This window comes from Collinsella phocaeensis, from assembly GCF_900119895.1.
Classification (GTDB): Bacteria; Actinomycetota; Coriobacteriia; order Coriobacteriales; family Coriobacteriaceae; genus Collinsella; species Collinsella phocaeensis.
On record NZ_FQLR01000004.1, the window covers coordinates 1,399,564 to 1,424,755 of the forward strand.

Annotated in this window: 22 protein-coding genes and 4 tRNA genes; 9 read left to right on the forward strand and 17 right to left on the reverse strand. The window is 66.3% G+C overall.

Annotation, left to right across the window (positions count from 1 at the left end):
* Positions 1 to 235 precede the first annotated feature (235 nt).
* A complete protein-coding gene (locus tag BQ7355_RS08065; protein ID WP_072415719.1) occupies positions 236 to 1,339 on the forward strand; it encodes an IS110 family RNA-guided transposase in 1,104 nt (367 codons plus the stop codon).
* 344 nt (positions 1,340 to 1,683) lie between these two features.
* Here BQ7355_RS08065 and BQ7355_RS08070 read toward each other — a convergent pair.
* From BQ7355_RS08070 to BQ7355_RS08090, 5 genes are all read right to left on the reverse strand, one after another.
* Positions 1,684 to 1,760 (reverse strand) — tRNA-Lys (locus tag BQ7355_RS08070).
* 27 nt (positions 1,761 to 1,787) lie between these two features.
* Positions 1,788 to 1,864 (reverse strand) — tRNA-Lys (locus BQ7355_RS08075).
* Between the two features lie 23 nt (positions 1,865 to 1,887).
* Positions 1,888 to 1,964: transfer RNA gene (locus BQ7355_RS08080), tRNA-His, on the reverse strand.
* 384 nt (positions 1,965 to 2,348) lie between these two features.
* Positions 2,349 to 2,828, reverse strand: coding sequence for a VanZ family protein (locus BQ7355_RS08085; RefSeq protein WP_072415720.1), 480 nt, complete (start codon positions 2,826 to 2,828; stop codon positions 2,349 to 2,351).
* A gap of 4 nt (positions 2,829 to 2,832) precedes the next feature.
* Complete coding sequence (locus tag BQ7355_RS08090) at positions 2,833 to 3,912, reverse strand: hypothetical protein (protein WP_072415721.1); 1,080 nt, start codon at positions 3,910 to 3,912, stop codon at positions 2,833 to 2,835.
* A 281-nt stretch (positions 3,913 to 4,193) separates the two neighbouring features.
* Between BQ7355_RS08090 and BQ7355_RS08095 the strand changes: the two genes are divergently transcribed.
* Positions 4,194 to 4,970 (forward strand): SDR family NAD(P)-dependent oxidoreductase, encoded by a 777-nt coding sequence (locus tag BQ7355_RS08095; RefSeq protein ID WP_072415722.1) that lies wholly within the window; start codon positions 4,194 to 4,196, stop codon positions 4,968 to 4,970.
* 113 nt (positions 4,971 to 5,083) lie between these two features.
* Here BQ7355_RS08095 and BQ7355_RS08100 read toward each other — a convergent pair whose 3' ends face one another.
* The 4 genes from BQ7355_RS08100 to argS all read right to left on the reverse strand — a co-directional run bounded on the left by BQ7355_RS08100 (position 5,084) and on the right by argS (position 10,886).
* Entirely contained in the window at positions 5,084 to 5,431 is a 348-nt protein-coding gene (locus tag BQ7355_RS08100) for a GtrA family protein (protein ID WP_240307354.1), read from the reverse strand.
* A gap of 185 nt (positions 5,432 to 5,616) precedes the next feature.
* Entirely contained in the window at positions 5,617 to 7,962 is a 2,346-nt protein-coding gene (gene rho, locus BQ7355_RS08105) for a transcription termination factor Rho (RefSeq protein WP_240307355.1), read from the reverse strand.
* The gene (locus BQ7355_RS08110; RefSeq protein WP_072415723.1) at positions 7,962 to 8,645 is read right to left on the reverse strand and encodes a transaldolase family protein; all 684 of its coding nucleotides are present in this window, start codon (positions 8,643 to 8,645) and stop codon (positions 7,962 to 7,964) included. The genes rho and BQ7355_RS08110 overlap by 1 nt, the downstream gene beginning before the upstream one ends.
* 387 nt (positions 8,646 to 9,032) lie before the next feature.
* Complete coding sequence (argS, locus tag BQ7355_RS08115; RefSeq protein WP_072415724.1) at positions 9,033 to 10,886, reverse strand: arginine--tRNA ligase; 1,854 nt, start codon at positions 10,884 to 10,886, stop codon at positions 9,033 to 9,035.
* A gap of 321 nt (positions 10,887 to 11,207) precedes the next feature.
* Here argS and BQ7355_RS08120 point away from each other — a divergent pair, with 321 nt between their 5' ends.
* From BQ7355_RS08120 to BQ7355_RS08140, 5 genes are all read left to right on the forward strand, one after another.
* Complete coding sequence (locus BQ7355_RS08120) at positions 11,208 to 11,714, forward strand: CarD family transcriptional regulator (protein WP_072415725.1); 507 nt, start codon at positions 11,208 to 11,210, stop codon at positions 11,712 to 11,714.
* A gap of 234 nt (positions 11,715 to 11,948) precedes the next feature.
* Positions 11,949 to 12,548, forward strand: a complete 600-nt coding sequence (locus BQ7355_RS08125; protein ID WP_072415726.1) for an HD domain-containing protein — start codon at positions 11,949 to 11,951, stop codon at positions 12,546 to 12,548.
* A 334-nt stretch (positions 12,549 to 12,882) separates the two neighbouring features.
* On the forward strand, positions 12,883 to 13,626 hold the full coding sequence (locus BQ7355_RS08130) for a transposase (RefSeq protein WP_083581667.1): 744 nt from the start codon (positions 12,883 to 12,885) through the stop codon (positions 13,624 to 13,626).
* Positions 13,627 to 13,887: 261 nt separating this feature from the next.
* Entirely contained in the window at positions 13,888 to 14,505 is a 618-nt protein-coding gene (locus BQ7355_RS08135) for an RNA polymerase sigma factor (protein WP_083581668.1), read from the forward strand.
* Positions 14,506 to 14,520: 15 nt separating this feature from the next.
* Positions 14,521 to 15,489, forward strand: a complete 969-nt coding sequence (locus BQ7355_RS08140) for an anti-sigma factor (protein ID WP_143761791.1) — start codon at positions 14,521 to 14,523, stop codon at positions 15,487 to 15,489.
* 245 nt (positions 15,490 to 15,734) lie between these two features.
* Here BQ7355_RS08140 and BQ7355_RS08145 read toward each other — a convergent pair whose 3' ends face one another.
* The 7 genes from BQ7355_RS08145 to BQ7355_RS08175 all read right to left on the reverse strand — a co-directional run bounded on the left by BQ7355_RS08145 (position 15,735) and on the right by BQ7355_RS08175 (position 21,983).
* Positions 15,735 to 17,003, reverse strand: a complete 1,269-nt coding sequence (locus tag BQ7355_RS08145) for a glutamate-5-semialdehyde dehydrogenase (RefSeq protein WP_072415728.1) — start codon at positions 17,001 to 17,003, stop codon at positions 15,735 to 15,737.
* A 44-nt stretch (positions 17,004 to 17,047) separates the two neighbouring features.
* Entirely contained in the window at positions 17,048 to 18,169 is a 1,122-nt protein-coding gene (gene proB / locus BQ7355_RS08150; RefSeq protein ID WP_072415729.1) for a glutamate 5-kinase, read from the reverse strand.
* Between the two features lie 72 nt (positions 18,170 to 18,241).
* On the reverse strand, positions 18,242 to 19,753 hold the full coding sequence (locus BQ7355_RS08155) for a nicotinate phosphoribosyltransferase (RefSeq protein ID WP_072415730.1): 1,512 nt from the start codon (positions 19,751 to 19,753) through the stop codon (positions 18,242 to 18,244).
* 62 nt (positions 19,754 to 19,815) lie between these two features.
* Positions 19,816 to 20,190, reverse strand: coding sequence for a hypothetical protein (locus BQ7355_RS08160; RefSeq protein WP_072415731.1), 375 nt, complete (start codon positions 20,188 to 20,190; stop codon positions 19,816 to 19,818).
* A gap of 213 nt (positions 20,191 to 20,403) precedes the next feature.
* Positions 20,404 to 20,631, reverse strand: a complete 228-nt coding sequence (locus tag BQ7355_RS08165) for a helix-turn-helix domain-containing protein (protein ID WP_072415732.1) — start codon at positions 20,629 to 20,631, stop codon at positions 20,404 to 20,406.
* Between the two features lie 73 nt (positions 20,632 to 20,704).
* A complete protein-coding gene (locus BQ7355_RS08170; RefSeq protein ID WP_143761793.1) occupies positions 20,705 to 20,926 on the reverse strand; it encodes a helix-turn-helix domain-containing protein in 222 nt (73 codons plus the stop codon).
* Positions 20,927 to 21,020: 94 nt separating this feature from the next.
* Positions 21,021 to 21,983, reverse strand: coding sequence for a radical SAM protein (locus BQ7355_RS08175; RefSeq protein ID WP_072415733.1), 963 nt, complete (start codon positions 21,981 to 21,983; stop codon positions 21,021 to 21,023).
* A gap of 354 nt (positions 21,984 to 22,337) precedes the next feature.
* Here BQ7355_RS08175 and BQ7355_RS08180 point away from each other — a divergent pair.
* A tRNA-Ala gene (locus BQ7355_RS08180) sits at positions 22,338 to 22,413 on the forward strand.
* 350 nt (positions 22,414 to 22,763) lie between these two features.
* Here BQ7355_RS08180 and BQ7355_RS08185 read toward each other — a convergent pair.
* On the reverse strand, positions 22,764 to 23,867 hold the full coding sequence (locus BQ7355_RS08185) for an IS110 family RNA-guided transposase (protein WP_072415132.1): 1,104 nt from the start codon (positions 23,865 to 23,867) through the stop codon (positions 22,764 to 22,766).
* A 497-nt stretch (positions 23,868 to 24,364) separates the two neighbouring features.
* Between BQ7355_RS08185 and BQ7355_RS08190 the strand changes: the two genes are divergently transcribed.
* On the forward strand, positions 24,365 to 25,183 hold the full coding sequence (locus BQ7355_RS08190; protein ID WP_072415734.1) for an ABC transporter permease: 819 nt from the start codon (positions 24,365 to 24,367) through the stop codon (positions 25,181 to 25,183).
* Positions 25,184 to 25,192: the final 9 nt, after the last annotated feature.

A 25,192-nucleotide genomic window follows, 5' to 3' on the forward strand; every position in this document is an offset into this window, starting at 1 on the left:
ACATCACCTTACGACGAGAATCCCAAGGAACGTGCGCCCTCAGGGTGGATTTGCAGAACCGAAACAGGCTAAGAGGCGGTATCTGGATGAGAGGCAAAATGAATCAGCAAGCTCATGAGACGATATGAGTTGAACATTGGGAGCCCCTCCCCTTGTAGCTCTATCGTGGGTCGGGCGACAATGGTCGTAACGCCAACCGTGGCCGCGCGCCACATGCGACGGAGAGGGGCCCGCCATGTCCAATTATGTCACAGCCATCGGTCTCGACGTCCACGCGAGGAGCATCTCCGCATGCGCCTTCGACCCCATGACCGGCGAGGTGGTCCGGGCCAGGTTCGGCTACGACCCGGCGTCGGTCGCCGAGTGGGTCCTGGGGTTCGAGTCGCCCAAGGCGGTGTACGAGAGCGGCCCGACCGGCTTCCACCTGTGCCGCGCCCTGCGCGCCCTCGGCGTCGACTGCGCCGTGGGCGCCGTCTCCAAGATGCACCGGCCCGCGGCCGACCGGGGCCGCAAGAACGACCGGCGCGACGCCGAGTGGCTGGCCAGGCTCCTCGCCTGCCGCAACGTCGTCGAGGTGTGGGTGCCCGACGAGCGCACCGAGGCCGCCCGGGACCTCTCCCGCGCGCTCGAGGACGCCCGCGACGACCTGCAGCGCGCCAGGCAGCGCATGTCCAAGTTCCTGCTCAGGCACGGCCTGGTGTTCGACGAGACGACGCCGGCCGGGCGCCGCAGGTCGAACTGGACCGAGGCGTACTGGAGGTGGGCGAGGTCGATCGAGTTCGGCGAGGCCGACGACGCGGCCGCCTACGAGCACTACATGGACGCCGTGGAGCGCTGCGCCGAGGCCAAGAGGGAGCTCGAGCGCAAGGTGGAGGAGGCCGCCGCGCGCCCCGAGTGGGCGCCTGTCGTCGACGCGCTCTGCCTGGTGAAGGGCATCGACGTCGCGAGTGCCTTCCTGCTCGCCGCCGAGGCCGGCGACTTCTCGAGGTTCCCGACCGCGCCGTCGTTCGCCTCGTGGTGCGGCCTGGCCCCCTCGGAGCGCTCGAGCGGCGAGACGGAGTCGCGCGGCGGGATCACCCGCGCCGGTAACGGCCACGTCCGGCGCGCGCTGGTCGAGGCGTCCTGGCACGTCCCGATGTCGACGAGGCACCCCAAGAAGCCGAGGCCGGGCCACGGGGTCGCGCCGGCCGTGTCGAGGCACGCCGCGAAGTGCAACCGCCGCCTGCAGGACAGGCGGGACGCCATGTCCCAGGCGGGGAAGAGGCCGTGCGTGGCGAACTGCGCGACGGCCCGCGAGATGGCCTGCTGGGTCTGGGCGATAGCGCTCATGGCCCGGTAGCGCCCGCGGCCCCATAGGAGTCCGACCCCGGGGGCTCGCCGCGCTCGAGGCCGTTGGGAGGCCGTTCCAGTCCTTTTTCTGGGCGGCGGGAGACCGCCACGCCCGCCACGAGACTGCGACCGAGCGGAGGCCCCCAGCCGTAGCAACGAGATGCGGTTCCGACCCGCGGATATTAGAGTGCCGAACGTGCGTCGAGCAGACACGCCCTCAAGCGGCGCGGCCACCGGGTGAAGATAGATGGACCCTGCCCTCCGCGGTAGCTCCGCGGAGGGCAGGGCCTTTTTGCCACTTGACAATGTTCAACTCATATTAAAAAGCCCCGTCACCGGGGCTTTTGAAATCGATGGTGGATCGTCAGGGATTCGAACCCTGGACCTTGGGATTAAGAGTCCCCTGCTCTAGCCAGCTGAGCTAACGATCCGATGTACGCATGAAGCACAGGCACGAGTGGTGGACCGTCAGGGATTCGAACCCTGGACCTTGGGATTAAGAGTCCCCTGCTCTAGCCAGCTGAGCTAACGGTCCATTATGCCTTGCAAAAAGAGGAATGGGGTGGGTAAAGGGACTCGAACCCTCGACCTACGGGACCACAACCCGTCGCTCTAGCCAACTGAGCTACACCCACCATGTGTGCCTCTTGCGCAACGGAGAATATTATGCATGCTGGAGCGTTTGAGCGCAAGTACTTTTTTGAAAAAGATGGCCGACCAAAAAAGTTGGTCGACACCCTTGATTGCCAGGCTTAGTGCAGCGATCGCCGCGCTGGCTCATCTAACACCCCAACCGGCCCGTTGAGGCGTCCTCGCCTTAACCCCGTCGCCGTTGAACAGCGCGCCATTCAAAAGCATGACCTGCGAGACGGCCGGGCACCTGATTCGACACCCAACCGTCCCTGATGCCGTGCTTTTCGATACAGGACGCGACGTCGGCGGCGGACCAGAGATGCCGTGCGGGGGACGTCCACCTCAGATGCACGGCAGGAAAGATCCCGCGGGCCCATCCGGACGGATCACGCGGAGGCGCGTCGCCGGCCGCGCGCCCGCGCGACTGCGACGCAGCGCACCGCGACGCCCGCGAGCGCCCCGCAACAGTCAAGAAGCACGTCGGTCAGCTGCCCGGACCTACCCGAGACGAAAAGCTGGATGGCCTCGTCGACGCACGGCACGCAGGCGAGCACCAAGGCGATGGCAGGGAAGCGAAACCGCGCGCGCGAGCCCCGAGGATCGCCCGCTTGGGACACCAGCACGCCCAAGGCGGCGTACTCCGTGAAATGCGCCGTCTTCCTGACGAGGAAGTTCGTCACCCACTCCCAGGGAAGGCCGAGACCGTGCAGGAAGCGCTGGACGGCATCCACGACCGCAAGGCTGATACCGGAACTGCCCTCGCCCGGGACGAGCGAGTTGCCCCAAATCAACATGACCATGCACGCGGCGGCCGCGACCCATGGCCACGATACGGTCCGCTCGCGAGCGCCGGCTGCCCTCCGCAAGCGTCTACGCCTCCGCCGAGATGCGGGGCATGGCGGCCGTGCCGCCCTGAATCACCCGCAGGTACTCGCGGCTCGTATGGCGAACGCTTGTGGACCCGTTGGAGCCCAACTCGTCTTCGAGGATCTCGTTCACCCGAACATGCATCCCCGTCTCCTGGGCACCCTCGGCAAACGCCTCAAGGCGGTCGAGAGGGACGACCTCCGTGCGGTCAGGGTCGCCGAGTGCATCGATTCCGCGCTGCACGGCATGCTTCCCGATAGGAGCGGACGTGGCAGCATCATCCTCCGCAAGGATATCGAGAGCGGCGGCCCACATGGCCTCGTGCCCGGAGTAGTCCGCGACGGGAACCTCGAAGATGCCCTCATCACCGGATTCGTCGGCGGCCCCGGGCGCAGGAGCGGCCGCATGGGACGCAAGATCGGTCTCCGTCGAAGGCCGCGACGCGGCGGGCGTGCCGGTGGAGGCGCCATCGGGCTCCTCGATCTCATCGAGTTCAAAGACGGGGGCGGTGCGGGCATCGCCGAACCCCGGCGCGGCCTGGGAGGCCGCCGCCATAAAAGTGGCCGTGACGTCGGCGGGGACGGGCTCAGGGGCCCGTCCGGCATCGAACGCGTCGCCCGCGGGCGCAGGGCCCTCCCCACCTGACATCATCTCGCGCAGAGCGATCTCGTAGATATCCCTCGACGAAACCGGGTCGCAGCTCACCGGCGAGGAGTCCTCCATGAGCGCATCGATGTCGGCCCAGGCATCGCGATCGGACAGGGCGTCCTGGGCGCGCGCGATGGTGGGAACGCCCTTGGATGCCGCGGCGACCCGGGATGCGTAGCGCGCCTCGGCGCGGGCGACATACTCTTCCTCGTGCTCCGCGCGGTCGGCCAGGGCATCGGCGATGCGCGACCCCGCGCACAGCAGGCCCACGCCCATAACGGAACCGAAGGCGACGGGCGCGGCGACGCTTCCGACGAACGCGTGCGCGTCCTCGAACGGAAGCGTCGCGACATAGGCGGCGGCGGGCAGCAGAACACCCGCACCGGCTGAAAGGCCGGCGATCAGAACACCGTTCACGCGCGTCGTGGATTCCATGGCTGGCTCCGTCCTCCTCATCCAAACACCTCGCCCCCGGCTGCGCCAGGGGTCGTATCGCTCTCGCGGAAAATGATGAAGGGCGGCTTGGGGACATCCCCGAGCAACGGATTGAGTTCGTTTCATCTGTGATTTCCGTCGCGATCGTTGTGGTTATTATGCGAGATAGCATGCATGTTTGCAAGAAGGCCGCGCCGGTGGTAGGTAATGAAATACATAAGATTTCTCCGCGATGTCGGAAAGCGGCAGGATATCGCGGATCGAGGACGGAGGAACACGGTATGGGCGCGATCGCGATCGTCACGGGTGCATCTTCGGGGCTCGGGCGCGAATTCGTCCACCTGCTCGACGCGGGGGCGCTCGAGGGCATCGATGAGATCTGGGCCGTTGCCCGGCGCGCCGATCGGCTCGACGCGCTCGTGCGAACGACGTCCCTCCCCGTTCGACCCTTCTGCCTCGATCTGTGCGACCCCATGTCCTTCGACCTGATCGAGGGCGCGCTTGCCGAGACGCCCGGCGCCCGGGTGCGCCTCGTGATCAACAACGCGGGCTTCGGCACATTCGGCTCTTTCCGCGAAGCCGACAGGACCGACGCGTCCCGCATGTGCGCCCTGCTCGTCACCGCCCCCGTCGAGTTGATGTACCGCACGCTCCCGTACATGTCCGCAGGCAGCCGCATCATCAACATCGCGAGCGTCGCCGCGTTCACGCCCCAGCCGGGGCTCGCGGTCTACTCTGCCGCCAAGCGCTTCCTACTCGATCTCTCGCGATCGCTCGATGCGGAACTCGGCAGCGTCGATATTCATATCACCGCCGTATGCCCGAAATTCATGAAGACAGAGTTTCTGGATACGCCCGGCGACGTCGAGGTCGCGCGTCGCATGACCGCGATCGGATTCGAGCAACCCGGCCGGGTCGCCGCCCGCGCCCTTGCGGCCTCCCGCGCCGGCGCGTCGCTGTGCATCCCCTCGTTGGACATGAAGGCGTACTACGCCGCATCGCGCGTGCTCCCCTATAAGGTCATGCTCGGACTCGAGCGCCTTGTCGGCGCCCTGTAGACCGGTCACGAAGGACGCTGCGCGACGGGCGCAGCCTTCCCCAAGGCGCACCGTCGCGCAGCGAATGCGACCCGCCCCTACCGCCGATCCCGTCGACCCGGCGTGAATCGCCTTCAGCCCCCTGCATCCAGCAGGGCTTTTCTCGAACCGAAGTTCCAGGCCATCACGAGCGCGGTCGCCGCGACCTTCGCCATCAGGCAATCGATGCCGCCGGCGACGAGGACATACATGCACGCGTCGTTAAGCATGAGGCCGGCAAGCGAAAGCGCCAAGAACGTCGATGCCTCGCGCATGCGCCCCATGTCCTCACGGCGCCGGAACACATAGCGCATGCTCGCCGGGTAGTTGCAAGCCGTGGAGATCAGGAATGAGCAGGTCGCAGCCGCAAAACACCCCCATCCGGCTAACTCGACCAGGAGCATGAGCAGCGCAAAGTCCACGCCGGTGGCAATCAAGCCCACGAATCCGAATCTCGCCGCCTGCCCCCACGTGCCCTTCGTCAGACCCCTTCCGAGTTCTTGCGTCTCAACGAGCGCGCGGGCCGCCCCGAGCAGATTTCGGAGCGGCCCGCGCGAACGGAACACAAAGAGTATCGCACGGGGCCCTTAAGCGAACCTGAGGCCGAGCGGGCGATGCGCACCCAAGGCTACAGCGCCTCGGGGTGGTCGGCGGCCTTGCGAGCCGTCCTGATGAGAAACTCTTCGTTGGTGTCCGTGCCCTTGAGCCCCTTGATGAACGAAGCGGCGGCGCGCTCCGTATTGTTCATGCCCGAAAGGATGCGGCGAATGCCCCACACGAACGGCTGCATGTTCTTGTCGAGCAGCAGGTCCTCGTTGCGCGTGCCGGACTGAATGGGGTCGATCGCCGGGAAGATGCGGCGATCCGCCAGATCGCGGTCGAGCTTGAGCTCCATGTTTCCCGTGCCCTTGAACTCCTCGAAGATGACCTCATCCATCTTGGATCCGGTATCCACGAGCGCGGAGGCGAGAATGGTAAGCGATCCGCCGTTCTCGATGTTGCGCGCAGCACCCAAAAAGCGCTTGGGCGGATACAGCGCCGCAGAGTCGACACCACCGGACAGAATGCGACCGGACGCGGGCGCGGCGAGGTTGTAGGCGCGCGCGAGGCGGGTGATGGAATCGAGCACGACCACGACATCGCCGCCGAGCTCCACGATGCGCTTCGCGCGCTCGATCACGAGCTCGGAGACGCGTGTATGGTTGTCGGCCGGCATATCGAAGGTCGAAGCCACCACATCGCCCTTGATGGAGCGCTCCATATCGGTGACCTCTTCGGGGCGCTCGTCGACGAGCAGGCAGATGAGGTGCACCTCGGGATTGTTCGCGGCGATGGACTGGCAGATCTTCTTCAGGATGGTGGTCTTGCCCGCCTTGGGCGGAGAGACGATAAGGCCGCGCTGACCCTTGCCGATCGGGCTCACGATGTCGATAGCGCGACCGGTAATGGACTCACGGCCATGCTCCATCTTAAGCGGCTCGTTGGGATAGATCGGCGTCAGGTCGGAAAACTTGGGACGGTTGCGGATCTCCTCGGGATCGAGGCCGTTCACGCTCCGGATCTTGGCGAGGCCGGGGAACTTGTCGTTGGTCCGGGAGGGACGCAGGGTGCCGGCGATGATGTCGCCGGCGCGCAGGCGGGCGCCGCGGATCATCTGGGCGGGAACGAACGCGTCGTCCCGACTCGGCATATACCCATGAGCCCGGATGTAGCCGAAGCCCTCGTTGGTGATATCCAGGATGCCCTCGATGTCGCGGAAACCCTCGGCACGCGCCGCAGTGAGGTAAATCTCCTCGACGAGCTCCGCCTTCTTCTTGCCGGCGACATCGATATCGAGCTCGCGGGCGCGCTCCCGGAGCTCTGCGACCTTGAGCGCGGCAAGCTCCTCGCGCGATACGCTGGGCTCGACAGGGCCCGCGTTGAAGCGGTTGCCCCGCTTGCCGTTCCGCCCGTTGCGTTCACGGCGGTCAGCGCGCTGCTCGCGCGCGGCATGGCGGTCCTCGCGGCGCTGATGCTGCCTGCGCTCACGGGGCGCAGGCGCCGTCTCGGCCACGTCGGAGGAAGGCGACGGACTATCGGACGAAGCGCCGTCTCCGGCAAGCGTCTCGTCGCCCTTGGCCTTTCGACCCGATTTCTTGCGGGGACGGGGGGCCTCCTCGGGTGCGGGCGCCGCGTCGGCGGACGCCTCGGCGACATCTTTAGAGCGGCGCGCGCGGCCGGGACGCGTATCCTTCTTATCCGCATCCCCCGCGGGCCCGCCCTCCGCCTGAGCGGAATCCTGCGCCGCGTCGGCGCGTGCCGCGAGCGCGGCGGCAGCCCGTTCCGCCTCAACGTACGCCTTCGGCTTGCGACCCCGGCGGTGGGGGCGCAGGGCGGGATCTATCACCGGGACGCCGTCGGGGCCGAGAGCGACCCCCGGCGCGGCGGGCGCAGCCTCGGCAGGAGCCGGGGCGTCCGGCGATTGCCCGTCGTCGGCAGTCTTGCGCGTGCGGCGGCGGGACTTTTTCTCGGGCTTCGGGGCATCGGCCGCGTCCGACGGGACTGACGGCGCGACGGACTGGGAGACTTCGGCGGCGGGAGCCTCGGATGCGGCGGCGCGTACGGGAGCCTCGGCCGCAACGGACGCGGTCTTCGATTCCTTTGTCGCCGCAGCCTGAAGCCGGTCCGTTGAGACGTCAACCGACTCGCGTGCCGGGCGAACGGCCTCGGGGCCGTCCGCATGCGCAGCGGCCCGGCGACGGCGGGCGGGTTTCGGGGCCTCGCCGGAGATCAGATCAGAGGCGGCCTTCTGGTCGGCACGCTGCCGACGCGCCACCTCCGCCTGAGAGACCTGAGCGAGGGCCCGGGCCTGTGCGAGCTCGACGGCATGCTCCGCCTCGGAGATGCCCGTACGGACCCGACGAGGACGGGGAGCGGGCGTATCCGCCGCTCCCGCCGTCCCGTCATTCGGTGTCATGGTCTGGTCGTCTGCCACTATGCCTGCTCAACTACTTTCTTCCAATCGGCTTCGAAGGAAGCGAGGCCGGCGTCGGTAAGCGGGTGCTTCAGGCACTTCTTGAGCGCACCGAACGGAACGGTGGCGATGTCGGCGCCGAGAAGCGCGGCCTGGGTCACGTGGTTCGGGGTGCGCACGGACGCGGTGATGATCTCGACCTGGTCGTCGACGTTCTTGCCGGTCCAATCGTAATTGCCGATGCAGGCGACGACGTCGGCGAGCTGGGAGATGCCGTCCTCGGCGATATCGTCGAAGCGGCCGACGAACGGCGAGATGTAGCGGGCGCCGGCATTAGCGGCCAGGAGGGCCTGCGGAGCGGAGAAGACGAGCGTCATGTTGATGCGGACGCCCTCGTCGGCGAGCGCACGGCACGCCGCGAGACCGGCCTCGCACACGGGGAGCTTGACCACGATGTTGGGCGCGAGGGCGGCAAGGCGGCGGCCCTCCTCGATCATGCCCTCCGCGGTGGTGGCGGTGGACTCAGCGGAAACAGGCAGGCCGCAGCAAAGCTCGGCAATCTTCAGCATATGCGGCTCGAAGTCGGCGAGCTTGCCGCCCGTGCGCGCATACAGGGACGGATTGGTGGTGACGCCGGCAAGGCATCCCCAGCTCTTGGCCTCTGCGATTTCGTTGAGATCAGCGGTGTCGATGAAGAATTTCATGGTGAAACCTCCTATATCCTGTCGCCCTTTGCGACATGTACCCAAATGTAGGGCAAGCGGCGCGATGGCGCATATCGCGGAAAGCATGGTGTGATTTGAAAGGGATATGCGTGCCACGGTACGAGCGCAGCTCTGCTCGAGTGTATCACATGCAGAACCTGCACGGCGGCGCGGCTCGCGAGCGTGTGGAATTAGACGGGTTCCCGATACGGCCCGCAGGCGAAGCGTTCAACGTGATAGAGGGAGCAGGCGGGAGGCGCCGCTCGAACGAACGGCACATCCCAAGGTTCACGCAAGGGCGCGCGGCGCACGAAGAAGGGCGGCGCGCCGTTCGCAACGGCGGCACCGCCCTTCCTGCATGCCACGATGGAATCTCAGGAATTCCGGCTACATCTGCTCGGGCGCGGAGACACCGATGAGCGACAGCGTGAGCGCGAGCACGTTGCGGACGGCGTCGCACGCGGCGAGGCGGGCGCGGGAGAGCTCGGCATCGACGGGACGGCCCTCGCTCGGAAGGACCTGGCACGCCTGGTAGAAGCTATGGAAGCCGCCGGCGAGCTCCTCGGCGAAGTGCGTGAGGCGGAACGGCGCGCGGTCGCGGGCACAGCTGGCGATAAGATCCTCAAGCTCGGAGATCTTGCGGGAAAGCGCGAGCTCGGTGGGGTCGGTCAGCAGCGCGTAGTCGACGTTCTCGCCGATGGCCTGGGCGGCCACGGCGTCCATGCCCATCTCGGCGGCCTGCTCCGGCGTGACGCCGGCGGCCTTGCGCAGGATGGAGCAGATGCGCGCATGCGCGTACTGCACGTAGTACACCGGGTTGTTCTGGCTCTTCTCCTTGACGGCCTCGATGTCGAAGTCGATGGCCTGGTTGGAGGAGCGGGAGATCAGCGTGTAACGGGTGGCGTCGGCGCCGACCTCGTCCACGAGCTCCTGGAAGGTGACCATGGTGCCCTTGCGCTTGGACATGCGGATGGGCTTGCCGTTGCGGAGCAGGTTGACGAACTGGCCCAGCAGGACCTCGAACTGGCCGGGGTAGCCGAGCGCGTCGCAGACGCAGCGCACGCGGTTGATGTAGCCGTGGTGGTCGCAGCCCCAGATGTCGATGACGTGGTCGACGCGCTGGAACTTATCCCAGTGGTAGGCGACGTCGGACGCGAAGTAGGTGTACTCGCCGTTGGCCTTGACCAGGACGCGGTCCTTGTCGTCGCCCAGATCGGTGGAGCGGAACCACAGGGCGCCGTCCTTGTTGTAGAGATAGCCCATCTCCTCGAGCTTGGCGAAGGCGCGGTCGACCGCGGAGGTGCCGGCGTTCGGGCCCTCAGTGTCCTTGATATAGACGGTGCGCTCGGAGAACCACTTATCGAAGTCGCAGCGGACGTCGTGGCACAGCTGGCGCATGTTCTCCACCATCTTGGCGTAGCCCTCCTCGCGGAAGTAGAGCATGCGCTCCTCATCCGTGGCATGGGCCCACCTGCCGCCGTCCTTCTTGTAGAAGGCAGCGGCCTCGTCGATGATGTAGGTGCCGCCGTAGGCGTTGCCGCCCAGGCCCTGCGTGAAGGCGTCCATGTAGGGATGGGAGTCGAGATGCTCGTCCGCCTCGTCCTGGACGTAGTTGTCGCGGTCCTTGGCCAGGAAGTCGCGGGCGCCGTCGATATCGAGGCCCTCCTTCTCCATGATCTCGATGAGCTGCATGTAGCGGTAAGAGATGGAGTTGCCGAAGACGTCCATCTGCGAGCCGTGGTCGTTGATGTAGAACTCGCGCTGGATGTCATAGCCGGCATGGCTCATGACGCGGCAGAGGGAGTCGCCGAGCGCGGCCCAGCGGCCGTGGCCGACGTGCATGGGGCCGACGGGGTTGGCGGAGACGAACTCGACCTGGGTCTTCAGGCCCTGGCCGACGTTGGACTTGGCGAAGTCCATGCCCTGCTTGCGGGCCACGTCCAGCACCGCGTTGTTGGCGGCGGCGTTGAGGTAGAAGTTGATGAAGCCGGGGCCGGCCACCTCGACCTTGGCGATGGAAGCGTCCTCGGGCATGTGCGCCACGACGGCATCGGCGATCTTGCGCGGGGCGCAATGGGCGAGCTTGGCAGACTTCATCGCCATGGTGGACGTCCACTCGCCATGAGAAGTGTCAGCCGGTCGCTCGAGGCCGCAGTCCTCCAGGTCGAATGCGGGAACCTCGCCCGCCTCCTGCGCGGCGGAAAGCGCGGCGCGTACCAGCTCTTCAATCTTCTCAGGCATACAGAACTCCTCGTACTCAATTGCCCCGAAATGTCGGTCTCGCAGGGCAACACCATAGATGTGCTGCGTACTTTACCACACCGATGTGCCGCTCGCGGAAACAATGGCCCACATACATGGATTTTTAACGACGACCGTATAGACTAATAACCAAGGTTGCAGATAGGTTTTATCCCCCTTCATCGCACGACAGCCATCTCGATTCGACCGAGTCCGCCCATGCGCCCAGCCGGCTTGTACCGTTTGTGTCAATTTTTTGATGACACCCGCAACTGCATGCTATTGTTGCTGGTAGCGCACAGTGTTTATGTTGGAGGTAGCATGTTCAGTATCGGAGAGCACATTATCCATCCCGGCCAAGGGGTCTGCACCGTCACGGGCTTCGAGGACTCCCCCGCCCCCATGATCGTCCTCGAGGCGAGAAGCGGCCATGCGCGGACCACGCTCAAATATCCCGTCGCGCAGGTCGACCGCCTGCATCCCTGCATCGGCCGAGAGGACGCAGAGCGTCTCATCTCCACATACGCCGAACTCGAATGCGACCCCTATACCGAGCGCAACAGCTCACTCGAGGAAAGCTATTTCAAGCGCCAGCTTAAGCTCGGTGCCCCCGAGACCCTGCGCGTCGCCAAGACCATGCGCCGGCGCATCCACGATGCCGAGGCGCGCGCCAAGAAACCCAGCAGCTATTACGCACGGGTCCTCAAGGAGGCGCGGCGCCGGACCATCGAGGAGCTTGCCGTCGCACTCGATGTCACCGAGGAGGCGGCCGAGGCGCGCATCTGCGCCGCCGCCCGCGCAGCCGGTGAGCTGCCGTCGGTCAACTAGCGCGAGACCAGACCGCCGTACCCGCCCCCTCTCAAAAAGGGGACAGGCACCAAATTGAGCGCAGGAGGCGCGGCGGCGCTCGTGCTATAGTGTGGTGCAGTAAGCCTCCCCCTTCACCGGATGGGGGAATCAAGGTGTCCGGCCCCCGACCGTAGGTACGGCGCTCGCGCAGCGCTATAAGGCAGGGGTCCCGGGCACCTTTTTGCATATCGGTGCCGATACCTAGGAGGAACCATGGCACAGCTCGACGCCGGCCTGACCCGCGAGGCCGCATTCAACCTGCTCTCGGAGCACAACCACGACCCCTTCCACATCGAGCACGGCGAGACCGTCGAGCAGACCATGCGCTACTTCGCCCGCGAGTACGACCCCGAGAACGAGGAGTTCTGGGGCATCGTGGGACTCCTCCACGATCTCGACTGGGAGGAGCATGACGACGAGCCCATGCGGCACACCATCTACGCCGCCAAGGACATCGAGGCGGCGGGTGGAAGCCCCGAGCTGGTCCGCGCCATCCAGACGCACACGAGCGACTACAACACGAGCCTTCCCAAACCCGAGCTCATGATGGAGAAGATCCTGTTCGCCACCGAGGAGCTCACCGGGCTCATCGGCGCCGCGGTGGTGATGCGCCCGTCCAAGAGCATCATGGACTTCAACGTCAAATCGCTCAAGAAGAAGTTCAAGGACAAGCGCTTCGCCGCCGGCGTCTCCCGCGACGTCATCCGCTCCGGCGCCGAGATGCTCGGCTGGGAACTCGACGAGCTGTTCGCGCGCACCATCGAGGCAATGCAGTCCTTCGCCCCCGACCGCGACACCTTCCAGGCCGAATAACCTCAGCGACTCAAATTAGGGACAGGCACGTTTCTGAGGCGTGCTCAGATTGGGGACAGGCACTTTTCTGAGATTCCGTTTCTGAGATTCGGCATCAAGGTCGACGGTCCGCCGTGACGGCTGCCCGGGAAAACCGTTGCTCCCTCCGCATCGAAGCATGAATTGAGATGCTCGCGAATGGCGGGCATCTGTGGCGGGGCGCTCGCATTTCGTGCTAATGTGAGAAGCCCGTCCAGAGCTGCACGGGCTCGGGACGCATAGCTACACGCGACGGGGAACAGGAGCTGAGATGCCACGAACGCCACGGCAACGATCAGAAACCGGCTAATACCACGTGACCCTGCGGGGAAACGGAAAGCAGCTCCTGTTTGAAACCGGTAAGGACCGGGCGGCATTCATGGAAGCCGCCCGGTCCTCTTTTATGCACAGCGGCATCTCGCTCATCGCGTGGTGCCTCATGGGCAACCACGTGCACCTCATCATCGACGATCCGCACGGCCGCATGAGCGAAGCGATCCATCGCATATCGTCGTCCTACGCTTCGTACTTCAACCGCACATTCGGTCACACGGGCCACGTGTTCGAGGGACGCTTCGGAAGTGTCGCCATCCGCGACGAAGGACAACTGCTCGCGGCGGTGAGATACGTCCACGACAATCCGCTCAAGGGCATGGGAATCTCCCCCGACCGCTACCCGTGGAGCAGCTACAGCGAATACGCGTCCGGCGCGTCGACATATACCGACATCGACGGCGTGCTCGGCATGCTCGGGGGCACGCAGGGGTTCATCGCCTTCTCGGAGCGAGGAGACATGGAGGCATACCGTCCCGCTTTTCGAAGATACGCCGACGCCGACGAGCGCGAGCGCTTGGCGCATGACATCTTCGAGAGATTCGGATGCGCCGCCGCGAACGTAAAGGAGCTCCCGAAGGTCACGAGAGATCAGGTTCTCAAGGCACTATGCGACGGAGGCATGTCGGTAAAACACGTTCAGCGGCTTACGGGCATCGGCGAATGGGCGATCCGTAAGGCCGCGGGCAGGGTCAAACCGCGGTCGTCCGACCGTACCCCGCGGTAGCGATCTCCTCAAAAAGGGGACAGGCACTCATTTGAGACCGACGAGCGGAGCACCCGAGCGCATCGCCGAACGCGGACGGCTCCCAGGGTCATCACCAACCGCGCACGGCGCCCAGGCGCATCGCTGGAAACGATCGAAGCCGAGCCGCTCGAAAGCCCCCCCGGCAGGCGCCTGCGAAAACCTCAAATAAGTGCCTGTCCCCTTTTTGAGATGTAACGAATCGGGGCGATGCTTCGTGTATAAAGCGAGGAGGTGGAGAGCATGAGACGAAAACCACTCCATTCCGGCGTCGCCGCGCGACCGGACGTCTTCATGGAGCACACCGTCGAACGGCACCGCGGGGCCGTCATCCAGCTTGCGCTCGCACGGACACGCAGCGCGGCGGATGCCCAGGATATCGCGCAAGAGGTGTTCATCAAGCTCCTGCGGAGCACCGCGCGCTTCCACGACGACGATCACCTGCGCGCATGGCTGCTGCGCGCAACCCACGATTCATGCGTGGACCTGCACCGCCAGGCTTGGCGGCGGCGCGTTGAGACGCGTGAAGACATGGGCGCCGTCGCAGATCGGGCAACGATGGACCCGGCCATCGAGGAAGTCATGGACCATCCGGTATGGACGGCCATGGGGCGCCTTCCCGACAAGCTGCGATGCGCCCTGCACCTGCACTACGTCGAGGGCTACGGCATCGCCGAGGTCGCGGGCATCCTGGGATGCACGGAGGCGGCAGCCCGCACGCGCCTGCATCGCGGACGCAAGAAGCTGGCCGCCGAGATCGCGCGGCTTGAAGCGGCAGGGCCTGCACCCGCCCCTGCGCGCAGAACAGCCGCGGACCCGAACGACCCGACCTACCCCGCAACGCAGCAGACGGCACGCTAGAAAGGAGCCCCCGTCATGACACAGAATCTTATGAACGACTACGTCCGCACCATGAAACGCGTGGGCAGCGACGACGCCTCGCGCGGGCGCATCCGGCGCGCCATCGCCCACGAGCGCGCTCGCAGCGCATCCGTCCCCGCAGCCGCACCTGTGCGCGCCGCCGTGTCCGCACGAACCGCATCGGCATCCGGACGCACGCCACGTCGTGGTATGCGCATCGCCGCCATCGCCGCATGCGCGACGCTACTCGCGCTCGGCGGCGCCATCGCGCTCCCCCGCCTGATGAACCGCAGCTCCCCCGCGACCCCCGTGGCGGGCATGCAGGGATTCGTCCTTGCGGCGTACGCCGACGGCAGCGCAGTCGAAGGCAGCGAGAGCACCGTGGTCACCTCAACGGATATCATCATGAGCTCGGGCTCCTGGAGCCAGGGCGAAGACGGCAGCTACACGACAGCGTACACCATCGACCCCAGCGTCCTCGGAAACGACGTGGTCTCGGTCGAGTACCGCTCGACCAACGAGAGCGTGGTGCTCGAGGGCATGCGCGACCGCGGGAAGGTGCTGCCCGGCGAGAGCCCGGGAACCGAATACCTCTCGTCGATCACCGTGGGCGGGCCGAACGCGACGCTGCCGGACCTCCACCAGCTCGACCTGCGTGTCACCGTGGCAGCAACCGATGCGATCAAGGAAGCTGACGAGGCGTATAGGGAGCTCTCGTATGCTGGCACGTACGACGAGAACGTAAGCGACCACCACTCATTCGAGATCGAGCGCGCCTGCGCCGAGGAGCTCGCATCGGGAACGCTCGAAATTACCGCGACCTTCGCGGACGGAAGCGCGCAGACCCACGTCTACCGCATCGTTCCCGTCGAGGATTTCGATGAGCTCTGGTGGGAAGACCGGGCCGCCTGGCGAGCCTCGTTCGACGACGAGGCCATCGACTACGAGCCTGCGCAGCTCTTCGCCCTGCAGCAGGTCAGCTAGTCCCGATCAAGGGAAAGACACCGAATTGATGCCGTAAGACGGACCGCCTCTCAAAAAGGGGACAGGCACCGAATTGAGGTCCTCAGAGCAGCGCCGGCATCGCTTGAGGAGCTAAGACAACGGAACGGGCCCAGGCGGCAACCGCTTGGGCCCGTTCCATACGCGCGAAGACGCATCGTGCAGTACGGCGCAGCGTGGCGCGCCCACCTCAATTCGGTACCTGTCCCCTTTTTGAGGAAACGCAGCTAGGGACGGACCTGGCCGTTCCCGCGCACCACGTACTTGTAGGTGGTCAGCGCTTCGGCAGCGAACGGCCCGCGGGCATGCAGCTTCTGCGTGGAGATACCGATCTCGGCTCCCAGGCCGAACTCGCCGCCGTCGGTGAAGCGTGTGCTCGCGTTGGCGTAGACGGCTGCGGCGTCGACCTCGCGCAGAAAGCGCTCGCAGGCGGCCTCGTCCTCGGCGACGATAGCCTCCGAGTGGCCCGTCCCGTAGCGGTTTATGTGCTCGACGGCCTCGTCCAGACCGTCCACGCACTTGACGCTGATCTCGAGCGCAAGGTACTCCCGGCCCCAATCGTCATCCGTGGCGTCAACGAATCCGGTGATGAACGCCAGGTCGCGCACCGTCTCGTCGCCGTGCACGAGGACGCCCGCCGCATTGAGCTCCGACAGCATCTCGGGCAGGAAGTCCGCCGCCACCGAACGGTCGACGAGCAGCGACTCGCAAGCGTTGCACACGCCGACCCGCTGGGTCTTGGCATTCATGACGATGGCGCGCGCACGGGAGAAGTCAGCGCTCTCGTGCACGTACACGTGGCAGTTGCCGGTACCCGTCTCGATCACCGGCACGAGGCTCTCGCGCACGCAGCGCTGGATGAGCCCCGCTCCCCCGCGCGGGATCAGCACGTCCACCACGCCGCGCAGCGCCATGAGCGCGCCCGTCGCGGCGCGGTCGGTTGTCTCGATGACGGTCACGGCCTCTCGCGGGAAGCCGCAGGCCTCCACGGCGTCGGACAGCACGTGGGCGATCGCCACGCAAGATCGTTGCGCCAGCGAGCCTCCGCGCAGGATGCAGGCGTTGCCCGTGCGAATGCAGATGCCCGCGGCGTCGGCGGTGACGTTGGGGCGCGCCTCATAGACCATGGCGACGAGCCCGAGCGGGACGCTCACCTTCTGAAGCTCGAGCCCGCAGTCGATGGTGCGCTCCTCCAGGATCCGGCCGACGAGATCGGGCAGGTCGGCGAGCTTCTCCAGGCCGCATGCCATCGATTCGATGCGATCGGGCGTGAGCAAAAGACGGTCGAGCAGGCCCTCGTTCGTCCCCGCCGCACGCGCGGCGTCCATGTCCAGCACGTTGGCGGCCAGAATCTCATCGGCTCGCGCGCGAAGCGCCCCTGCCATAGCCCGTACCGCGGCACAGCGCGCGGCGTCATCGGCGAACCCCAGGGGCCGCGAAGCCTCCTTCGCGGCGAGCGCAAGGGTTTTCACATATGCTTGCACGTCTTCGGTCATGACGTGCCTCCAATCCTTCGAAGCGGCCCGGGTCGACCCGGGCATCAGGCGAACACGATCATGTTGTCGCGATGTATCGCGGGCTTGTGCGCGAGCTCGACCAGCAGACGGTTGCAGGCGATATCCTCCTGACGCATACCGCACGCGAGCTCGAGCGCGTCGGAGCCCGCTTCCGCGATACCGCGGGCGAGCACGGTCCCCGAGGGCCCGCGGACATCAAGCGTGTCCCCGGCGGAAAACGTCCCCTCGACGGCGACGATGCCCACGGGCAGCAGGGACGAGCCGTGCGAGACCAGGGCGTCCGCAGCCCCCTGGTCCACCGTCACGGTGCCGTGGGCGGAATCCCCGAGCGCGATCCATAGCTTGCGCGGCGCGATCTCGAGCCGGTCCGCAGGGGGGACGAACACCGTCCCCACGCGCTCCCCGCGCGCTAGACGGACGAGCGGACGCTCCTCCGCCCCGCTGCATATGACGCTGCGGATGCCGGCGGTCATAAGGATGCGGGAGCTTCTGATCTTGGTGATCATGCCGCCCGTTCCCACCGCCGTGGTCGAGTCGCCGGCAGACCCGATGATCCGAGCATCGATCTTCTCGACGACGGGAATAAGCTCGGCGGTAGGGTCAAGCGAGGGATTCGCGGTGTACAAGCCGTCGATATCCGAGAGGGTCACGCAGAGGTCGGCGGACACGAGGCAGCTCACGAGCGCCGCGAGCGTATCGTTGTCGCCGAATTTGATCTCGTCGACCGTCGTCGTATCGTTCTCGTTGACGATGGGGACGACGCCGAGCTCCACGAGGCGCGTCAGCGCGTCGCGCGCATGCAGGTATGAAGACCGGCGCGCGGTGTCGTGGCGCGTAAGCAGGACGAGGGAGGTGTTGAGCCCCGCTGCGCGGAACACCTCGTCGTACGCGGCGGACAGGATGCACTGGCCGACCGAGGCGCACGCCTGCAGGCTCGGCATATCGGCGGGGCGACGCGAGAAACCGAGATGCGGAGCGCCGCAGGCGATGGCGCCCGAGCTCACGACCACCAGGCTCCAGCCAAGGTCGCGCAGCTCCGAAGCCTGGGAGGCGAGCTGGGCGATGAAGTCGCGGCGCAGCACACGGTCGCGGCCGACCAGCGTGGAGGAACCGATCTTGACGACCATGGTCTTCGATGCGTTCATGGGCACGCTCCTTAGCGAGGCGGGGAACTGACGGGGAACGGCGGCACACCGGCCGCGCAGGCGGAAGAGGAGCTAGGCGCGCGCCTTCCTCCACGGCAGCACGGACGATGCGGCGGCCATACGCTCGCGAACGAGCTCGTCGCGCTCCCGGGCGAGACCCGCCTCCATGCCCACCATGTAGGACTGCGGGTACAGGAAGCGCTTATACGCCGGGTCGAGCGACGCCAGCGCCGCCGCGCACCGGGCGCGCGCGTCCTCTATGGACTCGCGCGGGGAGCAGGCGCGGCCGCCTCGAACCTGCGGCTGCAGCAGCTCGCGCGCGCACAGGCCCTCGATATCGGCGACGAGGGCGGGGTCGTCCACGGCGACGAGAGAGGGCGCCTCATCCGGCCGCGGCGGGCGCGCCTCGTCGTAGATCATGTCGCAAACGGGGCAGCCGGATGCGTCGATGTAGCGGCGAACCGCCTGAAGCCCCGGGATCGTGCGCTTATAGGGCTGCTCGGAGAGCTTGACTACGGGAGTCCAGGCGGCGCCCGCCGATTCGCGGCGCGCTGAAAGCTTGTACACGCACCCGAGCGCAGGCTGATCGTAGCAGGTGGCGAGCTTGGTGCCCACACCGAAGCTGTCGACGGGCGCCCCCTGGCCGAGCAGCGACTGTATCGTGTACTCATCCAGGTCGTTCGAGACCACGATGCGCACGTAGCCGAGCCCCTCCTCGTCGAAGCGGCTGCGCACGTAGGCCGAGAGCTTGGCGAGGTCACCCGAGTCGATCCGAACGCCCGCGAGGCGCTCCCCCGCCGCCTCCATCTCCTTCGCGACGACGATCGCGTTCTCCACGCCCTCGCGGACGTCGTAGGTGTCGATGAGCAGGACGCAGTTCTTGGGGCTGCTCTTGGCGAACGCGCGGAACGCCTCGAGCTCCGAAGGGAACGCCATGACCCAGCTGTGGGCATGGGTGCCGGAGACGGGGATGCCGTAGCGCCTGCCCGCCAGAACGTTCGAGGTCGAGGCGCATCCCGCCACATAGCTCGCGCGCGCCACGGCGACGCCGCCGTCGGGACCCTGCGCGCGGCGCAGGCCGAACTCGGCGACGGGCCTGCCTGCCGCCGCCGCGACGACGCGGGCGGTCTTGGTCGCGACCAGCGTCTGGAAGCCGACGATGTTCAGCAGCGCCGTCTCGAGCAGCTGGCACTCGAGCATCGAGCCCACCACGCGCACCATCGGCTCGCGCGGGAAGACGAGCTCGCCCTCGGGAACGGCGTCGACGTCGACGCGCGGCGAGAACCCGCGAAGATAGTCGAGGAACCCCGCGCAGAACAGGGCGCCGCCGCCCGGGGCGGAGATGCTCGAGAGATAGGCGATGTCCTCGTCGGTGAACCGCATGTTCTCGACGAGCTCGGGGAGCTCCGCAGTGCCGCACATCACGGCGTACGCGCTCCCGAAGGGACGGTCGCGGTAGAACGCCGTGAAGCACGCCTCGTCGTCGATCTTGCCGTTCTGCCACAGCCCTTGGGCCATGGTGAGCTCATACAAGTCGGTAAGCAGGGCTATGTCGGTCGGATGCGCGATATCGGTCAGTGCCATGGAAGCTCCTCGTGAGTAATGAAGGTGCGCGGCGGCGGTTTGCCCCGCACGGGCTCGCGTCGCTATCCGACCAAGCCGGCGTTGCTGAGCACGACCCACACCATGCCGCCCACGGCGCACAGAGCGCATACGGCGATCACGATCTTCTGGGCGGGGGCCATGCCGGGCACGTCGTCATCGGATTCCGGCGTCATCACCATGCGCTGACCGAAGGTGGGCTCGCCGACGGGCTCCTCCGCGCGGCGGGGACGGCGAGGGGCGGGCTTGGCGTCAGGCGCGGGAGCCGACTCGGCGCGCGCGGCGCGACGGAGCTCCTCGAGCTCGGCGCGCTCGCGGCGGGCGCGCTCGGCCTCCTCGCGGGCGGCCTTCTCCGCACGGAGCTGCTCGAGCTCGGCGCGCTCCTCGTCCGTGAGCGGCATCGCTTCCCTATCCTGCATGCGGCGGCCTCCGTCTCCCCGGCGCGACCCGGCGGGCACGCGCACGTATCCAATCATGGGTGTAAGTATACCGCGCAACGGGTGCGGCTCGAGACCGCAGGATAAATGAGCGCCATATCGGGCGCGCCGTGCTCGAGACCTTTCGCGGCGACGCGGAGCCAACGGGGGGTGCGCGCCGACGGCGCCCGGCCCGGACGCGTCGCTTAGGAGAGCCTAGCGGCGCGGCGGACGGCTCCTCAGCAGCTCGCTCGGCTCGACGCCCAGCGCCGCCGCGACCTTGCACAACGTATCGAGCTGGGCATTCGCCTCTCCGCGCTCCATCTTGTCGAGAATCGGCCTGCTGATTCCGGCGGTCATGCAGAAGTCGACCTTCGACATACCGTGTGCCCGGCGAAGCCGGCGCACATTCGTTCCCAAGATATGTCGGAGATTCTCGTTCATGCTGCCGAGTCTGAAGTGGCCGGAGCTTCGGGACGTAACTCGCAGTTTACATTTTCATCCAATCGCATGGCATCTACATGGGTTCGCGAGGAGCATCCCTCCGCAACAGCAACCACGCCTCCGTGCCCAGACCGGACGCGACGCGCTCGAGAGTGTCCAGGCGAACGTTCGCGTCCCCTTGCTCGAGCTTTCGGATGGTGGTGCCGCAGAGCCCCACCATCAGTCCGAAACGATATGTCGAAAGGCCCATGACCTCCCGCCCCTCGCGCACGCGGCGCGCCAGGGTCTTGCTCACAACAGTATCCATAGCGAGCATAATGGGTCATTATTTCACCAAGGACAGAAGTTACGCTTTACATCGGACCGACGGAAAGCTCACACGATGGGAACTAGGCTCCGCGCTTCTCGGTGGGTCCGTCAGCCGCCTTTAGCACGCCGGTCGTATCGAATGCGGGGGTGAAGCTTTCGTCGACCGCGCCGCCCTCCTGCCAAAACATGGTGGTGAAGCCCAGGTCGTCCGCATGGTCGAGCACGCGCTCGTATTCCTCGCTCGTGACGGGACGCGACAGCTCCCCTCCCTCGCTCAGCATCCGCTCGTTCGGCGTGTACTGGTTCATGACGGAGATGGGAACATCGCCCACGGCGTCCCACACCGTGTCGAGCACGCGGCAAGAGTCCTCGGCATGCCCGGGCAGCACCAGATGGCGCACGATGACGCCGCGAAGCATCATGCCCTTCGAATCGCAGCGCGCGCCCCCGCGGCGCTCGACCGCTTCGACCATCTCGACCAAGGCGCGCCGGGCGACACCCGGATAGTCGGCGACATGGGAGCAGGACCGCGCAAGCTCCGCATCGGCGTACTTGAAGTCCGTCAGCCAGATATCGACCGTCTGCTCGAGCGCGCGCACGGCGGCGACCCGCTCGTATCCGCTGGTGTTGTACACGATCGGGATGGTGAGCCCCTGGGCACGGGCGCAGGCCACCGCATCGGGCAGGAGGTGCGCGAACTGCGTCGCGGTGACCAGGTTGATGTTATGGGCCCCCTGCTCCTGGAGCTCCAGCATGATCTGCACCAAGCGCCCGGGCTCGACCTCGACACCGAAGTTGCCGGTCGAGATCTCGTGGTTCTGGCAGTACACGCATTTCAGCGGACAGCCCGAGAAAAACACGGTGCCCGATCCCCGCTCGCCGGATATCGGCGGCTCCTCCCACATGTGCAGCGCCGCACGCGCGATGCGCAGAGAACCGGCCGCGCCGCAGACCCCCGCGAATCCCCCCGCGCGATCGGCTCCGCACCTACGCGGGCACAGGGCGCACGCATCGAGAGTTCCGGCAAAAAGACTGCTATTCATGTTTCTACCTGCGAGAGAATCACACTGTTCGCCCGAACTGGACACGGGCACGTACATCGCTCATCTTCCTTCACCATTTTTCGTAAGTCAAGACTGGTATTGGAAAAGGCCTGCCCTATGATGAAGTTGTTCCGCCCCACGCGGAGCAACTGGGTGAACCGTCGCGTTTATTTAGGGAGCCCACACAGTCGTTGCCGGTACAGGTATCCTTCGTTGTTAAGGACGCTGGAGGGCGCGATGAGGGCGCCCACCTTGAAGAGGTGGGTTCATTATCGTGAAGTGTGGGGCGGTCCTCTTCCGACGATTTTTTTCGTTGACAGTGACACGATTGCTGCTATCATAACTTTTCGTCTTGGGGACGTAGCTCAGCTGGGAGAGCGCTGCCGTCGCATGGCAGAGGCCGAGGGTTCGATTCCCTTCGTCTCCACCAATGACTTGTGAAGGCTCCGACTTCGGTTGGAGCCTTTTTAATATGAGTTGAACATTGTCAAGTGGCAAAAAGGCCCTGCCCTCCGCGGAGCTACCGCGGAGGGCAGGGTCCATCTATCTTCACCCGGTGGCCGCGCCGCTTGAGGGCGTGTCTGCTCGACGCACGTTCGGCACTCTAATATCCGCGGGTCGGAACCGCATCTCGTTGCTACGGCTGGGGGCCTCCGCTCGGTCGCAGTCTCGTGGCGGGCGTGGCGGTCTCCCGCCGCCCAGAAAAAGGACTGGAACGGCCTCCCAACGGCCTCGAGCGCGGCGAGCCCCCGGGGTCGGACTCCTATGGGGCCGCGGGCGCTACCGGGCCATGAGCGCTATCGCCCAGACCCAGCAGGCCATCTCGCGGGCCGTCGCGCAGTTCGCCACGCACGGCCTCTTCCCCGCCTGGGACATGGCGTCCCGCCTGTCCTGCAGGCGGCGGTTGCACTTCGCGGCGTGCCTCGACACGGCCGGCGCGACCCCGTGGCCCGGCCTCGGCTTCTTGGGGTGCCTCGTCGACATCGGGACGTGCCAGGACGCCTCGACCAGCGCGCGCCGGACGTGGCCGTTACCGGCGCGGGTGATCCCGCCGCGCGACTCCGTCTCGCCGCTCGAGCGCTCCGAGGGGGCCAGGCCGCACCACGAGGCGAACGACGGCGCGGTCGGGAACCTCGAGAAGTCGCCGGCCTCGGCGGCGAGCAGGAAGGCACTCGCGACGTCGATGCCCTTCACCAGGCAGAGCGCGTCGACGACAGGCGCCCACTCGGGGCGCGCGGCGGCCTCCTCCACCTTGCGCTCGAGCTCCCTCTTGGCCTCGGCGCAGCGCTCCACGGCGTCCATGTAGTGCTCGTAGGCGGCCGCGTCGTCGGCCTCGCCGAACTCGATCGACCTCGCCCACCTCCAGTACGCCTCGGTCCAGTTCGACCTGCGGCGCCCGGCCGGCGTCGTCTCGTCGAACACCAGGCCGTGCCTGAGCAGGAACTTGGACATGCGCTGCCTGGCGCGCTGCAGGTCGTCGCGGGCGTCCTCGAGCGCGCGGGAGAGGTCCCGGGCGGCCTCGGTGCGGTCATCGGGCACCCACACCTCGACGACGTTGCGGCAGGCGAGGAGCCTGGCCAGCCACTCGGCGTCGCGCCGGTCGTTCTTGCGGCCCCGGTCGGCCGCGGGCCGGTGCATCTTGGAGACGGCGCCCACGGCGCAGTCGACGCCGAGGGCGCGCAGGGCGCGGCACAGGTGGAAGCCGGTCGGGCCGCTCTCGTACACCGCCTTGGGCGACTCGAACCCCAGGACCCACTCGGCGACCGACGCCGGGTCGTAGCCGAACCTGGCCCGGACCACCTCGCCGGTCATGGGGTCGAAGGCGCATGCGGAGATGCTCCTCGCGTGGACGTCGAGACCGATGGCTGTGACATAATTGGACATGGCGGGCCCCTCTCCGTCGCATGTGGCGCGCGGCCACGGTTGGCGTTACGACCATTGTCGCCCGACCCACGATAGAGCTACAAGGGGAGGGGCTCCCAATGTTCAACTCATATCGTCTCATGCGCCCTCCCGGGGAATCGAACCCGGAAGGGCGCGGAGCCGCAAGGACGGCGAAGTCGTTTTTCCGGCGGAGCGACATCTTGTCAGATAATCATGATGTTCCGACGCGCTCCGTCGGAAAACCAAGGCAGCACGGGACCTTTTGTCAGCAAATCACGATTTCTCGACAGGACTGCATCCCCGCTTGGCGAATCATGATTTCCTGACAGGACCGACCTTCCAGCATTGCCCGTGCCACGCCAAGCGGGCACGCTCCCGATGGCGTCCCCGGCGGCACGCTGGGCAGCGCGCCGCAGCGTGCAAATCCTGTGCCGTCCCAACCCCTGTGCTACCATATCCCCTCGTAAGAGATACAGACAAGCGTCGAGGAGCGACCTGTGGCAAACAGCCCCACCTGCGCGACGGCGTCCCACGCCCGCAGCGAATACCAGAAGAACCTCTTCATCCTGAAACAGCTCGTCACCAAAGACTTCAAGCTCAAATACCGCCGCAGCGTGCTGGGCGTCGCATGGTCGGTCCTGAACCCCTTGCTGATGATGGTCGTCATGAGCATCGTGTTCTCCTTCCTGTTCAGCGCCAACATCGAGAACTACCCGCTCTACCTTATCTTGGGCAACATCACGTTCGCCCTCATGACCGACTCCACGAACGCGGCGCTCGTCTCCTTCATCGAGGCTGCCCCGCTGCTCAAGAAGGTAAAAGTCGCGCGTTTCGTCTTCCCGCTGCAGAAGGTCCTGTTCGCGCTCGTCAACTTCTCCTTCTCCCTGGTCGCCGTCGCGATCGTCATGCTGTGGTTCCGCGTCGTGCCCACCTGGCACCTCGTGTGGCTGCCTGTATGCCTCGCGCTGCTCGTCGTGTTCTGCGTCGGCATCGGCCTCATCATCGGCTCGCTCGCCGTCTTCTTCCGCGACGTCATCCATCTGTGGGGCGTCATCCTCACGGCGTGGACCTATCTCACGCCCATCTTCTGGGACTTCCAGATGCTGCTGGACCGCGGCGCCCCCGCATGGGTCATCGGCATCGTCAAGGTGAACCCCATGTACAACTTCGTCACGTTCATGCGCGACATCTTCCTGTGGAACCAGAGCCCTGCGGCATCGACCCTCCTCATGTGCGCGGGCTGGGCGGCGGTCACGCTCCTGATCGGCATCGCCGTCTTCCGGAAGACCCAGCACAAGTTCATCCTCTACGTCTAAGGAATCCTC

Excerpts from the sequence above, each read along its gene's own strand:
- BQ7355_RS08145 (WP_072415728.1), bottom strand. The coding sequence starts at position 17,003 with ATGACCGAAGACGTGCAAGCATATGTGAAAACCCTTGCGCTCGCCGCG.
- BQ7355_RS08120 (WP_072415725.1), top strand. The coding sequence starts at position 11,208 with ATGTTCAGTATCGGAGAGCACATTATCCATCCCGGCCAAGGGGTCTGC.
- BQ7355_RS08155 (WP_072415730.1), bottom strand. The coding sequence starts at position 19,753 with ATGGCACTGACCGATATCGCGCATCCGACCGACATAGCCCTGCTTACC.
- BQ7355_RS08175 (WP_072415733.1), bottom strand. The coding sequence starts at position 21,983 with ATGAATAGCAGTCTTTTTGCCGGAACTCTCGATGCGTGCGCCCTGTGC.
- BQ7355_RS08185 (WP_072415132.1), bottom strand. The coding sequence starts at position 23,867 with ATGTCCAATTATGTCACAGCCATCGGTCTCGACGTCCACGCGAGGAGC.
- argS (WP_072415724.1), bottom strand. The coding sequence starts at position 10,886 with ATGCCTGAGAAGATTGAAGAGCTGGTACGCGCCGCGCTTTCCGCCGCG.
- BQ7355_RS08095 (WP_072415722.1), top strand. The coding sequence starts at position 4,194 with ATGGGCGCGATCGCGATCGTCACGGGTGCATCTTCGGGGCTCGGGCGC.
- BQ7355_RS08165 (WP_072415732.1), bottom strand. The coding sequence starts at position 20,631 with ATGAACGAGAATCTCCGACATATCTTGGGAACGAATGTGCGCCGGCTT.
- BQ7355_RS08140 (WP_143761791.1), top strand. The coding sequence starts at position 14,521 with ATGACACAGAATCTTATGAACGACTACGTCCGCACCATGAAACGCGTG.
- BQ7355_RS08160 (WP_072415731.1), bottom strand. The coding sequence starts at position 20,190 with ATGCAGGATAGGGAAGCGATGCCGCTCACGGACGAGGAGCGCGCCGAG.
- BQ7355_RS08135 (WP_083581668.1), top strand. The coding sequence starts at position 13,888 with ATGAGACGAAAACCACTCCATTCCGGCGTCGCCGCGCGACCGGACGTC.
- proB (WP_072415729.1), bottom strand. The coding sequence starts at position 18,169 with ATGAACGCATCGAAGACCATGGTCGTCAAGATCGGTTCCTCCACGCTG.
- BQ7355_RS08065 (WP_072415719.1), top strand. The coding sequence starts at position 236 with ATGTCCAATTATGTCACAGCCATCGGTCTCGACGTCCACGCGAGGAGC.
- BQ7355_RS08125 (WP_072415726.1), top strand. The coding sequence starts at position 11,949 with ATGGCACAGCTCGACGCCGGCCTGACCCGCGAGGCCGCATTCAACCTG.
- BQ7355_RS08090 (WP_072415721.1), bottom strand. The coding sequence starts at position 3,912 with ATGGAATCCACGACGCGCGTGAACGGTGTTCTGATCGCCGGCCTTTCA.
- BQ7355_RS08110 (WP_072415723.1), bottom strand. The coding sequence starts at position 8,645 with ATGAAATTCTTCATCGACACCGCTGATCTCAACGAAATCGCAGAGGCC.